The sequence below is a fragment of the Aeromonas ichthyocola genome (assembly GCF_046087985.1).
Lineage (GTDB): Bacteria > Pseudomonadota > Gammaproteobacteria > Enterobacterales > Aeromonadaceae > Aeromonas > Aeromonas rivipollensis.
In genome coordinates, this window is record NZ_JBJSWH010000007.1 from 186,997 (window position 1) to 199,408 (window position 12,412).

General features: G+C 62.0%; 11 protein-coding genes. 9 read left to right on the forward strand and 2 right to left on the reverse strand.

Annotated features, from left to right (window positions below; translation table 11 throughout):
• Positions 1 to 7: 7 nt before the first annotated feature.
• The 8 genes from cpdA to parC all read left to right on the forward strand — a co-directional run bounded on the left by cpdA (position 8) and on the right by parC (position 9,895).
• Positions 8 to 826 carry a 3',5'-cyclic-AMP phosphodiesterase gene (cpdA, locus tag ACF2JD_RS19865; protein WP_111913459.1) on the forward strand — a complete coding sequence of 273 codons (819 nt, stop codon included), beginning with the start codon at positions 8 to 10 and terminating at the stop codon, positions 824 to 826.
• A 13-nt stretch (positions 827 to 839) separates the two neighbouring features.
• Positions 840 to 1,427 carry a YqiA/YcfP family alpha/beta fold hydrolase gene (locus ACF2JD_RS19870; protein ID WP_440988042.1) on the forward strand — a complete coding sequence of 196 codons (588 nt, stop codon included), beginning with the start codon at positions 840 to 842 and terminating at the stop codon, positions 1,425 to 1,427.
• 2 nt (positions 1,428 to 1,429) lie between these two features.
• Positions 1,430 to 2,053 carry an NUDIX hydrolase N-terminal domain-containing protein gene (locus ACF2JD_RS19875; RefSeq protein WP_440988043.1) on the forward strand — a complete coding sequence of 208 codons (624 nt, stop codon included), beginning with the start codon at positions 1,430 to 1,432 and terminating at the stop codon, positions 2,051 to 2,053.
• Between the two features lie 96 nt (positions 2,054 to 2,149).
• On the forward strand, positions 2,150 to 2,392 hold the full coding sequence (locus ACF2JD_RS19880) for a DUF1656 domain-containing protein (protein WP_106885084.1): 243 nt from the start codon (positions 2,150 to 2,152) through the stop codon (positions 2,390 to 2,392).
• Complete coding sequence (locus ACF2JD_RS19885; RefSeq protein ID WP_440988044.1) at positions 2,385 to 3,251, forward strand: efflux RND transporter periplasmic adaptor subunit; 867 nt, start codon at positions 2,385 to 2,387, stop codon at positions 3,249 to 3,251. Before ACF2JD_RS19880 ends, ACF2JD_RS19885 begins: the two co-directional genes overlap by 8 nt.
• A gap of 1 nt (position 3,252) precedes the next feature.
• A complete protein-coding gene (locus ACF2JD_RS19890; RefSeq protein WP_440988045.1) occupies positions 3,253 to 5,265 on the forward strand; it encodes an FUSC family protein in 2,013 nt (670 codons plus the stop codon).
• Positions 5,266 to 5,626: 361 nt separating this feature from the next.
• Positions 5,627 to 7,522 (forward strand): DNA topoisomerase IV subunit B, encoded by a 1,896-nt coding sequence (parE, locus tag ACF2JD_RS19895; RefSeq protein WP_163148007.1) that lies wholly within the window; start codon positions 5,627 to 5,629, stop codon positions 7,520 to 7,522.
• Positions 7,523 to 7,600: 78 nt separating this feature from the next.
• Entirely contained in the window at positions 7,601 to 9,895 is a 2,295-nt protein-coding gene (gene parC / locus ACF2JD_RS19900) for a DNA topoisomerase IV subunit A (RefSeq protein ID WP_440988046.1), read from the forward strand.
• 53 nt (positions 9,896 to 9,948) lie between these two features.
• Here parC and ACF2JD_RS19905 read toward each other — a convergent pair whose 3' ends face one another.
• Complete coding sequence (locus ACF2JD_RS19905; protein ID WP_440988047.1) at positions 9,949 to 10,596, reverse strand: SH3 domain-containing protein; 648 nt, start codon at positions 10,594 to 10,596, stop codon at positions 9,949 to 9,951.
• Positions 10,597 to 11,249: 653 nt separating this feature from the next.
• On the opposite strand from ACF2JD_RS19905, the gene ACF2JD_RS19910 reads away from it, so the two are divergent.
• Entirely contained in the window at positions 11,250 to 11,462 is a 213-nt protein-coding gene (locus ACF2JD_RS19910; protein ID WP_106885079.1) for a hypothetical protein, read from the forward strand.
• 109 nt (positions 11,463 to 11,571) lie between these two features.
• On the opposite strand, the gene ACF2JD_RS19915 is transcribed toward ACF2JD_RS19910, so the two are convergent.
• Positions 11,572 to 12,336: a CPBP family glutamic-type intramembrane protease gene (locus ACF2JD_RS19915; protein WP_440988048.1), complete on the reverse strand. Its 765-nt coding sequence runs from the start codon at positions 12,334 to 12,336 to the stop codon at positions 11,572 to 11,574.
• Between the last annotated feature and the right edge of the window lie 76 nt (positions 12,337 to 12,412).

The following is a 12,412-nucleotide window of genomic DNA, read 5'->3' on the forward strand; positions in this document are numbered from 1 at the left end:
CGTGATTTTGGAAACAGAGCTACCTCAGGCGCCGGACGGCAGTGTGCGCCTGTTACAGATTACCGATACCCATCTCTTCGCCAGTGCAGAGGGACGACTGCTGGCCGTGCGAACCGCAGAGAGCCTGGCCGCCGTGCTGGAGCAGGTGCAGGCCAACGCGCATCCGTTCGATCTGATCCTCGCCACCGGGGATCTGTCCCAGGATCACAGCCCGGAATCCTATCAGCGGTTCGCCTCCATGATGGCCCCGCTGGCGCGCCCCATCTACTGGTTGCCCGGCAACCACGATGACGGCCCCCTGATGACGGAGTACCTCCATGCCGCCGGGATCAGCGAAGCCAAGCAGCTGGTGGGAGACCACTGGCAGGTGATCCTGCTCGATACCCAGGTGCGCGGCAAACCCCATGGGGTGCTCGGCGATCACCAGCTGGCGGCGCTGGACAGCGCCCTGCGTCAGCATCCCGAGCGCCACGCCCTCATCGCCCTGCACCATCAGGCGGTGCCGGTGGGCTGCGCCTGGCTGGATCAGCACAATCTCAAGAATGCCGACGATCTCTTCGCCGTGCTGGCCCGCCATCCGCAGCAGAAGACCATCTTGTTCGGCCATGTGCATCAGGAGTTTGACGAGGTGCACCAGGGGGTGAGGCTGATCGCCAGCCCCTCCACCTGCATCCAGTTCAAGCCGCTCTCCGACGGTTTCGCCCTGGACGAGTCCGGCCCGGGCTGGCGTTATCTCACCCTGCATCCGGATGGCCGCATTGCCAGCCAGGTGTGGCGGTTGCCGGTGGGGCAGTTCGTGCCCGACCCCAACGCCACCGGATATTGAGGAGTCCGCCACCATGACCCCGGTTCTGCTCTATCTGCACGGTTTCAACTCATCGCCCGGCTCGGCCAAGGCGCAGCAGATGGCTGCCTGGGTGGCCGAGCACAGGCCCGACATCGAAGTGCTTATCCCGGCCCAGCCCAATACCCCGGCGGCGGCCTGGGAGGCCATAGAGGGCGCCATTGCCGAGGCCAGGGCTCGCCATGATGGCCGCCTCAGGCTAGGTGCCGTGGGCAGCTCCCTCGGCGGCTTTATGGCGACCCGGGTGAGCGAGCTGCATGGCTGCCGCGCGGCGCTGATCAATCCGGCGGTGCGCCCCCATGAACTGCTCTGCGACTACCTGGGCCACCAGGTCAATCCCTATACCGACGAGCGCTACGAGCTGCTGCCGACCCACATGGACGAGCTGCGGGCGCTGGCGGTACCGGTGAGCGCCCCCGAGCGACTCTGGATCCTGCAACAGCAGGAGGATGAGGTGCTCGACTATCGCAAGGCATTGAGGGAATACGAGTTTGCCCGCCTCTCCCTGGAGTGCGGCGGCAACCACGCCTTCGTCGGCTTCGAGCGCTATCCCGCCCAGATAGTGCGCTTCCTCGGGCTCTAGCCGTGCAACCGCCGTTGGCCGCCTTTCTGGAACAGGTGCTGGCCACGGCTCAGGCCGGGCTCACCTATTCCCAAGATCCCTTCGATATTGCCCGCTTCGAGGCGCTGCGAAACGCGGCTGCCACGCTTGTCGCCAGCCAGAGCGAGCTGGATCCCGAGGCCATCGCCCACTGGATTGCTCTGGACAGCGGTTATCCCACCCCCAAGCTGGATGTGCGGGCGCTGATCCTGGATGACGCGGGCCGGCTGCTGCTGGTGCAGGAGCGCAGCGACGGACTCTGGACTCTGCCCGGGGGCTGGTGCGACATAGGCGACTCGCCAGCGGGCGCAGTGGTGCGCGAAGTGGTGGAGGAGACGGGCCTTGAGTGCCGTGCCATCCAGCTGCTGGCCCTGTTCGACAAGCTCAAACACCTCCATCCCCCGCAACTGCCCCATGCCCACAAGGCCTTCTTCCTGTGCGAGGTGACGGGCGGAGCGCTGCTCACCAAGACTGACGAGACCCGAGGCGCGGCCTATTTCCCCATCGACGTCCTGCCTCCGCTCTCCCGTCACCGGGTGGTGGAGTCCCAGCTGCGCTGTCTTCACGACCATGTGCGGCAGGGACGGCGTCATACCCTGTTTGACTGACAGAGGTGACGGCATGGTGCCATCTGCTTCTGTAGCCGCCGAAATGGCTGTGTTAACCTTGGTCAGCCTGCTCTCTGGCGGGCCATTCTCCTTCTCTTGCCAACCGGGAGCCTGCCCGTGACGACTGCTTCAGCGCTGCCGGATCTGATCCTGGGGGCCTCGCTCTACTTTCCCCCCCTGTTCAAGGCGGTGCTGCTCGGGCTGCTCGGCTGGTTGCCGGTGCACCACCTGCTGCGGGATTGGCTCTACGGCGGGGATGTCTGGCACCCTCTTCTGATGGATCTCTCCCTGTTTATCCTCGCCGTCAGTGGCGCACTCTGGATACTGCTACATGGCTAAATCTCCCCTGGCAACCCTCAAATACTTCTCCACCCTGCTGGTGTGCGCCCTGGCGCTGGTGTCGCTCTGGTGGTTGTGGAACTACTACATGCAGGGCCCCTGGACCCGGGATGGCAAGGTGCGGGCCGAGCTGGTCAGCATCACCCCCGAGGTGTCGGGCAAGATAGTCAGCATCTGGATCAAGGACAACCAGCTGGTGAAGAAGGGGGAGACCCTGTTCAGCCTGGATCCCGTGCCCTACCGGATTGCCCTGGACAACGCCAACGCGGCGCTGGCCAAGGCGAAATCGGATCTCGACAAGGCGGAGCACGAGGCCAGGCGTCGCCAGGGGCTGTCCCGCACCGTCATCTCCGCCGAGGCGGTCGACGAGTCCAGGCTCAATGCCCAGGCGATGAAGGCGGCCTATCAGGTGGCCCAGGCCAATCTGGAGCAGGCCAGATGGTCGCTCGCGCGAACCGAGGTGCATGCCGCCAGCGACGGTTACATCACCAACCTGCAGGCCAGGGTCGGCAACTACGCCAGCGCCGGGGTGCCTCTGGTGGCTTTGGTAGATATCCACTCCTTCTACGTGCAGGGCTATTTCGAAGAGACCAAGCTCAGGCACATAGCGCCGGGCAAGCCGGCGCGCATGGTGCTCTACAGCGGGGAGCTGGCGCTCAAGGGGGAGGTGGAGAGCATAGGGCGCGCCATTCACGATCAGAGCCTGGAGGGGAGCCAGGGGCTGCTGCTCGACGTCAAGCCTAACGTGCCCTGGGTGCGGCTGGCCCAGCGGGTGCCGGTGCGGATCCGTCTGCTGGAGGTGCCGCCCGAGCTTGCCCTGATCGCGGGCACCACCTGCACCATCACCATAGGGGAATAGGGTGGCAGGCCGGGGACGCTGGCGCCAGACACCCTGGGGCCAGGCCAATGAGGGCCAGTGGCGCTATGCCCTGCGCAACAGCCTGGCCATGTGCCTGTCGCTCTGGCTGGCGTTTGTGCTGCAACTGGATGCTCCCTACTGGGCCATGACCTCGGCCGCCGTGGTGAGTTTTCCCACCGTCGGCGGCGTCATCAGCAAGAGCCTGGGGCGGGTAGTGGGCAGCCTCATCGGCGCCATGGCGGCCGTGATGATCACCGGTCTTGGCATCAGCGATCCCTGGCTGTTCAGCTTCCTTATCGCGCTCTGGCTCGGCCTTTGCACCTACATCTCCAACCACTATCAGAACAACGTCTCCTACGCCTTCGCCCTGGCGGGCTACACCGCGGCCATCATCGCCTTCTCCTGCGTCAACGTGACCGAGACGGAGCACATCTTCGACATCGCTCAGGCCAGGGTGAGCGAGGTGATAGTGGGCATTCTCTGCGGCGGCCTGATGATGATGATTCTGCCGAGCCTCTCGGATGGAGAGACACTGCTGGCGTCCCTTGGCAAGAGTCAGGCCCGGCTGCGGGAGCACGCCCAGCTGCTCTGGCTGGGGGAGGCGGGGGCCGATGTGCGCGGTGCCCACGAGGGGATCATCGGCCAGATCCTCACCATGAACGTGCTGCGGATTCAGGCGGTGTGGAGTCACCACCGGCTGCGCCGCCACAACCGGCTGCTCAACTTCCTGTTGCACCGCCAGCTGCGGATGGTCAGCCTGATCTCCGGGGTGCGCCGCATGCTGCAGCACTGGCCGCAGCCGCCGGACGGGTTGACCCCCCTGCTAACCTCGGTGATCCGCGCGCTGGGCGAGCCCGATTGCGACAAATACCGCATCGCCCGCCTGCTGGCCCCCTTCGTGGCCGAGTCGGGTAGCGATTTTCGCCGCCGCACCTTCTGGCTGCGCCTGCGCCATTTTTGCTGGAGCTATCTGGAGTGCCAGCGCTGGCTCGGCCGGCTGGCGCCCTATGACGGTCAGGAGTGGCCAACGCCGCCGCGCCACAGCTCGCTCACCCGTTACAACGACAGCGTCGAGGCGGCCTATAACGGCGGTCGCACCTTCCTCTGCGTGGTGCTGGGCTGCGCCTTCTGGATCAACACCCAGTGGGAGTCGGGCGCCTCGGCCCTGACCCTGCTGTCCATCTGTTGCGTGCTCTATTCGGCCACCCCGACGCCGACCAAGGGAACCCAGACCATGCTGCAGGCCATCCTGCTGCTGAGCCTGGTCTGCTTCGCGGTCAAGTTCGGCCTGATGATCCGCATCGACGACTTCTGGCTGTTCTGCGCCCTGCTGTTCCCCGCGCTCATCACCATGCAGCTGATCAAGTTGCAGCGCCCCTCGTCGGCGGCGCTCTGGGGCCAGCTCATAGTGCTGCTCGGCTCCTTCCTCGCCATCACCAACCCGCCGAGCTACGACTATCAAGCCTTCGTCAACGACAGCATCGGCAAGGTGCTGGGGGTCATGGTGGCGGGACTGGCGTTCCAGATCCTCAGGCCCAGCTCGGACAGGCGCAAGAGCCGCCGCCTCATCCGCTCCCTGCGCCGCCACTTCATCGATCAGCTGGCCGCCAGGCCCCGGCAGAGCGAGAGCCAGTTTGAATCCCTCATCTATCACTGCATCAGCCAGCTCGGTCAGGGGCAGGATCAGGGCGCCCGGCTCTGGGTGCTGCGCTGGGGCGTGGTGCTGCTCAACTGCAGCCACATCGTCTGGCAACTGCGCCAGTGGCGGGGCAGGGAGCCGGCACTCTATCTGGTGCGGGACGCCTGCGTGCGCTGTCTTGAGGGGATCCTCACCGAGCAGGGGGTGCAACATGGCTCCCTCCATCAGACCCTGGCCGAGCTGGATCGCATCAGCCTCGGCCTGGCCGATCACCCCGAGCCCTCGGCCCGGGAGCTGGCGGGCCTGGTGTGGCGACTCCATTGCTCCCTCTCCCCCCTGTTGCAGGCGCAGCCTTCGGCCCTGGCGCCCGCCTGATCCCTCTCGTCCTTGTTGCAGGCGCAGCCCATGGCCCTGGCGCCTGCCTGATCCCTCTCGTCCTTGTTGCAGGCGCAACCCATGGCCCTGGCGCCCGCCTGATCCCTCTCGTCCTTGTTGCAGGTGCAGCCCATGGCCCTGGCACCGTCTGCTCCCTCTCGTCCTTGTTGCAGGTGCAGCCCATGGCCCTGGCACCGTCAGCTCCCTCTTGCCCTTGTTGCTGGCGCAGCCCATGGCACTGACACCCGCCTGATCCTGCGGGGCCATAGCCTCTCTGGATCACCCTTTGCCACCGCCCTATTTGTCCAAGACCCTCCCAGCGAGTAAGATTCCCTCCAAACGTCAATTCGCAAGGCCCTCCATGTCCACTCAATACAATGCGGATGCCATTGAGGTCCTCAATGGCCTCGAACCGGTGCGTCGCCGCCCCGGCATGTACACAGACACCACCAGGCCCAATCACCTCGGCCAGGAGGTCATCGACAACAGCGTCGATGAGGCGCTGGCGGGCCATGCCCGCACCCTGGAGGTGACCCTGTATGAAGATCAGTCCCTCGAGGTTGTCGATGACGGCCGTGGCATGCCGGTCGACATTCACCCGGAAGAGGGCGTTTCCGGTGTGGAGCTGATCCTCTGCAAGCTGCACGCGGGGGGCAAGTTCTCCAACAAGAACTACCAGTTCTCCGGCGGTCTGCACGGTGTGGGTATTTCGGTAGTGAACGCCCTCTCCGATCGGGTCGAGGTGACGGTGCGCCGGGACGGTCAGGTCTATGACATCGCCTTCGAGCGTGGCGACAAGGTGCAGGAGCTCACCATCACAGGCACCTGCGGGCGCCGCAACACCGGCACCCGGGTGCGCTTCTGGCCAGAGGCTCGCTATTTCGACTCGCCGCGCTTCTCGGTCTCCAAGCTCGAGCATCTGCTCAAGGCGAAGGCCGTGCTCTGCCCCGGCCTCACCATCAAGTTCCTCGACAAGAACACCGGCATCAAGCTGGAGTGGTGCTACGAAGATGGCCTCAAGGATTACCTCGTTGATGCGGTCAAACAGTTCACCTGCCTGCCGGAGCAGCCCTTCGTCGGCGCCTTCAGCACGGATCAATCGGCGGTGGACTGGGCCCTGTGCTGGTTGCCGGAGGGGGGCGAGTGCCTCGCCGAATCCTATGTGAACCTGATCCCCACTGCGCTCGGCGGCACCCACGTCAACGGCCTGCGTCAGGGCCTGCTGGACGCCATGCGCGAGTTCTGCGAGTTCCGCAACCTGTTGCCGCGCGGGGTCAAGCTGACTCCGGAAGACATCTGGGATCGCTGCGCCTACATCCTCTCGGTCAAGATGCAGGATCCCCAGTTCGCCGGTCAGACCAAGGAGCGGCTGTCGTCCCGCCAGAGCTCGGCCTTCGTCTCCGGGGTGGTGAAGGATGCCTTCAGCCTTTACTTAAACAGCAACACCGAGCTGGCGGAGCAGATCGCGGAGATCTGCATCAGCAGCGCCCAGCGCCGGATGCGCGCCGCCAAGACTGTGGTGCGCAAGAAGATTACCCAGGGCCCGGCCCTGCCCGGCAAGCTCACCGACTGCAACTGCGCCGACCCCATGCAGGGGGAACTCTTCCTGGTGGAGGGTGACTCCGCGGGCGGCAGTGCCAAGCAGGCGCGGGATCGTGAATTCCAGGCCATCATGCCCCTGCGCGGCAAGATACTGAACACCTGGGAGGTGGAGGCCGGTCAGGTGCTCGCCTCCCAGGAAGTGCACGACATCTCTGTGGCCATAGGGCTGGATCCCGATTCCGAGGATCTCTCCGGCCTGCGCTACGGCAAGGTGTGCATACTCGCGGATGCGGACTCGGACGGTCTGCATATCGCCACCCTGCTGTGCGCACTCTTTGTTAAACATTTCAGAACCTTGGTCAACAAGGGCCACGTCTATGTGGCCATGCCGCCGCTCTACCGGATCGACATCGGCAAGGAGGTCTTCTATGCCCTGGACGAGGACGAGAAGAACGGCGTGCTGCAACGGGTCGAGGCCGAGAAGAAGAAGGGCAAGGTGATGGTGACCCGATTCAAGGGGCTGGGCGAGATGAACCCGAAACAGCTGCGGGAAACCACCATGGATCCCAATACCCGCCGCCTGGTGCAGCTCACCATGGGCGAGCTGGAGGAGGGGGACGAGACCCTGCAGCTGATGGACATGCTGCTGGCCAAGAAGCGCGCCCCGGATCGCCGGGAGTGGCTGGAAGAGAAGGGCAACCTTGCGATCATCTAAGCCAATGGCCTCTGTCATCAGCCGACCCGACTTTCAGGTGCGCCGCCCAGTGGCGCACCCTAGCAAGAGAACAACCTTATGAGTGATGCTATCGAGCTCAGTCTGGACGGGGTAGAGCGCCAGCCCATGCGCGCCTTCACCGAGCAGGCTTACTTGAACTACTCCATGTACGTCATCATGGACCGGGCCCTGCCCCATATCGGCGATGGCCTCAAGCCCGTGCAGCGGCGCATCATCTACGCCATGAGCGAGCTGGGGCTCTCCGCGCTCTCCAAGCACAAGAAGTCCGCCCGTACCGTGGGTGACGTGCTGGGTAAGTACCATCCCCACGGCGACAGCGCCTGTTATGAAGCCATGGTGCTGATGGCCCAGCCCTTCTCCTACCGCTACCCGCTGGTGGACGGTCAGGGCAACTGGGGTGCGCCGGACGATCCCAAATCCTTCGCCGCCATGCGTTACACCGAGGCGCGGCTGTCGCGCTTCTCCGAGCTGCTGCTCTCCGAGCTCGGCCAGGGCACTGTGGAGTGGACGCCGAACTTCGACGGCACCATGAAGGAACCCGTGGTGCTGCCCGCCCGCCTGCCCCACATACTGCTCAACGGGGTGACCGGCATAGCGGTGGGCATGGCGACCGACATCCCGCCCCACAACGCGCGGGAAGTGGCTCTTGCCTGTGCCGAGCTGCTGGACAACCCCAATGTGGGGCTGGATGTGCTGATGACGCACATCCAGGGGCCGGACTACCCGACCAACGCCGAGATCATCACGCCCCGGGACGACATCCGCAAAATCTACGAGACCGGCAAGGGCTCCATCAAGCAGCGGGCGGTGTGGAGCGAGGAGGATGGCGACATCGTCATCACGGCGCTGCCCCATCAGGCCTCGGGCGCCAAGATCATGGAGCAGATCGCCGCCCAGATGGTGGCGAAGAAATTGCCCATGGTCACCGACCTGCGGGATGAATCGGACCACGAGAACCCGACCCGTCTGGTGATCATCCCCCGCTCCAACCGGGTGGACGTGGAGGGGCTGATGGCCCACCTGTTCGCCACCACGGATCTGGAGAAGAACTATCGCGTCAACCTCAACATCCTCGGTCTCGACAACAGACCCCAGGTGAAGACCCTCAAGATGATCCTCTCCGAGTGGATCATCTTCCGCCGCGAGACCGTGCGTCGCCGTCTGCAATATCGCCTCGACAAGGTGCTGGCCCGCCTGCACATCCTCGAAGGCTTGCTGGTTGCCTACCTCAACATCGACGAGGTGATCGAGATCATCCGCACCGAGGATGAGCCGGGCAAGGTGATGGTGGAGCGTTTCAATATCAGCGAGACCCAGGCCGAAGCCATCCTCGAGCTCAAACTGCGCCATCTGGCCAAGCTCGAAGAGTTCAAGCTGCGCGCCGAGCAAGAAGAGCTGGCCGAGGAGCGCGACAAACTCGAACTGATCCTGGGCTCGGAGCGTCGCCTCAACACCCTGCTCAAGAAAGAGCTGCTGGCGGATGCCGAGAAGTACGGCGACGATCGCCGCACCCCGCTGGTGGAGCGTGCCACCGCTGTGGCCCTGACCGAGAAAGAGCTGACCCCGAGTGAGCCGGTGACCGTCATTCTGTCCGACAAGGGCTGGGTGCGGGCCGCCAAGGGCCACGACGTGGACGTGGAAGGCCTCTCCTACAAGGCGGGGGATGGCTATCTGGCCCACGCCTGCGGGCGCAGCAACCAGCAGGCGGTGTTCCTCTCTAGCCTGGGCCGTACCTATTCCCTGGAGGCGCACACCCTGCCTTCCGCCCGCAGTCAGGGGGAGCCGCTCACCGGCCGCTTCGCCCTGGGGGCGGGGGAAGAGGTGCGCCATCTGGTGATGGGCAATGAGGGCGAACCCTACCTCATCGCCAGTGACGCCGGTTACGGCTTCGTCTGCAAATATGACGACCTGATTGGCAAGAACAAGAACGGCAAGGCGCTGCTGACGGTGCCGGAAGGGGGCCTGGTGATGGCACCCCAGAAGATTGGCTCGCCAGAAACCGATCTCTGCATGGCCATTTCCAACGAGGGGCGCATGTTGCTGTTCCCGCTCAGCACACTGCCGGTGCTTGGCAAGGGCAAGGGCAACAAGCTCATCAGCATTCCGTCGGCGCGGGTCAAGGCGCGGGAGGAGTTTATGGTGATGGCCGCCATTATCCCGCAGGGGCAATATGTCACCCTCTTTGCCGGCAAGCGCAAGCTGACCCTCAAGCCCTCGGATCTCGACTACTACCGTGGCGAGCGCGGCCGCCGCGGCGCCAAGCTGCCCCGCGGCTTGCAGCGGGTCGATCGCATCGAGATTGAACCCGCCGCTGGTGCCGAGCCGGTCGCTGAGGAAAATCAGGAAGGGTAAGAACGTACTACCAAAAGAAAGGAGCGATATAATCGCTCCTTTCTTTTCTAAATTCAGGTGACCGGGGACAAAGAAAGGTATTCATCCTTAACCCATCCATAAATCCCTTGCTTACTGATATAAGCCCAGCTTCCCTCTACTTTATATAGCAAGACAAAATCCCCTTTTATAAGTCTTGTCGCAATATATGATGACGTATTTGGCTTCGTACGGACATTCAATTTCAAGGGTATAACGTATCTGATAAGTACATTACTAGACTTCGATTCGGTCACTTTTTCTTCATGATTTCTTGGCGTGGATAATGTTGATGAAGTCGATGGAGTAGCTAATTGGTAGTTATGTGTGTTTATACGGCATGTTTTACTCCATGAAATGCATGAATTTCCACATGGTTGCCCCTTCTTGCAGTTTTTGGCATGGACCGGGCTGATCAGCAATAGAAACAATGACAGTAATATAATGGTATTTTTCATGGTTACTCTTTCATTATAGCTTCGGTAGCTAGATACATTCTTATAATATATATTTGAGAAATTGTTGCTTTGCTTTATACAGTAAGAGAGTTTAATGGTTAATATTAATTGTCGAAGGCTAACACCATAAAGTGATACTTTATCGTGATCTAGATCTGCTTTTATGTCTCGCACCAAATTATTCTTGATAACTGAGTTGGTAAATATAAATGATGTCTGATTCATGAAGCGTAATCAGACGATCGCGAAAACAGGTTGTCGAAATTCTGCTGGTGCTCCAGCTGATCTCTATGTCCATAGCCACCAAGATTGCGGTGCGGCCGATTACGCTTCGCTAATCGACCCTGCCGCCCCTGTTGGATTCAGCGCTCTGTAGCTTGTCTATGGCTTCTGTTGTGGTGGCTTGATCCCCCTCATCCCCGACCCTTCTCCCGCGAGGGGAGAAGGGAGCCCAGATCGCAGCGATTTTGGAATGGCGTGACAGCAACGGCACAGGTTGGCAGGTACTTGTTCCCTCTCCCCTTGGGAGAGGGCCAGGGTGAGGGGAGGTAACCGTAGGGTGCAATGAACAGGGTGAATTGCACCGTTATTGACCCCGCGAGGTTGCCGGTGCAATGCGCTTCGCTTATTGCACCCTACGTCCTTTCTCTTTTGCCTGCTCGCGACCGGATAACCGGTGCGGCCGATTACGCTTCGCTAATCGACCCTACTTGCCTCTGTTTTATTTAAGGCTCTGTTGCTGGTCGATGGCTTCTGCTGTGGTGGCTTGCTCTCCCCTTTGCCAATTGCCACAGGTCAAGGAAATGGCGGATTAGGCCCCGCAAGTTGCCTCTGCTCGCTAACCTTGAAGGAAGCAGCACAGTGCCAGGAGGCCAGACATGGAAACGGAGAAAGCCATAGGGCTTATCGAGGCCCACGGGGCCTTTCACGGGGATCACTACAGCTTCAACAGCGACGAGTTCGTGCAGTGGTGTCGGGAGGATACTCACCAGACCCTCAGCCTGGAGCAGGCCAATCACGAGCTTGCCCCCTTCTGCATCCGGGTCGGCTATGCAGAGCCGAGCAGGTCGTGGCGTTACTATCTCACCTGATGCCCATCCGATGCAGGCGAAGGCAAGGGCCTCGCCTTTTCTATGGGCAATGGAAAAAGGAGCCGGCAAGGCTCCTTTCCTGTGATCATGCCCCGGCCTGCTGCCGGTCTTATATGCCGGCCTGGCCACCACGCAGCAGCACCATGACGGTAAACAGCAGCCAGTCATTGATGATGTGTGCGCCTGTCGATACCCAGATATTTTTGGTGATGATGTAGCCACTGAGCAGCACAATGCGGGCCGTGCCGATCACCAGAAAACATTGCAGAAAATTCCAGTCATAAGTGGGCAGGTGCATGGCCCCGAAGATAAGGGCGGTGCAGAGCCAGGCGGTGAGCAGCGCTCGCTTGCGGCTCAGGCTGAGCTTAGTGTGACAAAACCAGAGGATGGCCAGAAAAGGCAGTATGGAGACCACCTCCTCGCCAAAGAGCTGAGGGGCCGTTTTTATATAAAAGAGGATGCGCGCCGTATTGGAGGCCTCTGCCAGCATGGCGTTGACCGGGTTTTCACTCATCTTGAACAGGTGCTGCAGTACCAAGGCAACGGCGACCGAAACCAGGATATTGACGCCGGCAATCGCCAGCATCAAGAGGACATCCCGCCCCGTCGGCGTTCTAAACAGCGATCGCCATGCCTTCCCCGCCACCATGGCGAGCACGGCCAGAGGGATGAGAGGAAACAGGATGGCGGGGACAAAGCCGCCCGCCGTGGTTTTATAAAACCCTATGTGCGCCGTCAGCACGGCGAAACCCAGCACCACCCCCAGCAGGATCAGCACCCAGCTGCGGCCAGACAAGGCATTTGGGGACTGTCGATAGAAGGGGAAGTCTCCGGCACTCTTGCGCTCGAAGCCATAGCAATCACCGTCATTCAATTCCGGTATTGCTGCTGATTGCTGCTCACCCATGCTGACCCCCGATAGTTCATTCAGTTGGCATGGAGACAACCCT

What these genes read in the sequence shown, in the direction of transcription:
- ACF2JD_RS19870 (WP_440988042.1), top strand. Translation starts at nt 840, where the DNA reads ATGACCCCGGTTCTGCTCTATCTGCACGGTTTCAACTCATCGCCCGGC.
- ACF2JD_RS19885 (WP_440988044.1), top strand. Translation starts at nt 2,385, where the DNA reads ATGGCTAAATCTCCCCTGGCAACCCTCAAATACTTCTCCACCCTGCTG.
- parE (WP_163148007.1), top strand. Translation starts at nt 5,627, where the DNA reads ATGTCCACTCAATACAATGCGGATGCCATTGAGGTCCTCAATGGCCTC.
- ACF2JD_RS19905 (WP_440988047.1), bottom strand. Translation starts at nt 10,596, where the DNA reads ATGAATCAGACATCATTTATATTTACCAACTCAGTTATCAAGAATAAT.
- parC (WP_440988046.1), top strand. Translation starts at nt 7,601, where the DNA reads ATGAGTGATGCTATCGAGCTCAGTCTGGACGGGGTAGAGCGCCAGCCC.
- ACF2JD_RS19910 (WP_106885079.1), top strand. Translation starts at nt 11,250, where the DNA reads ATGGAAACGGAGAAAGCCATAGGGCTTATCGAGGCCCACGGGGCCTTT.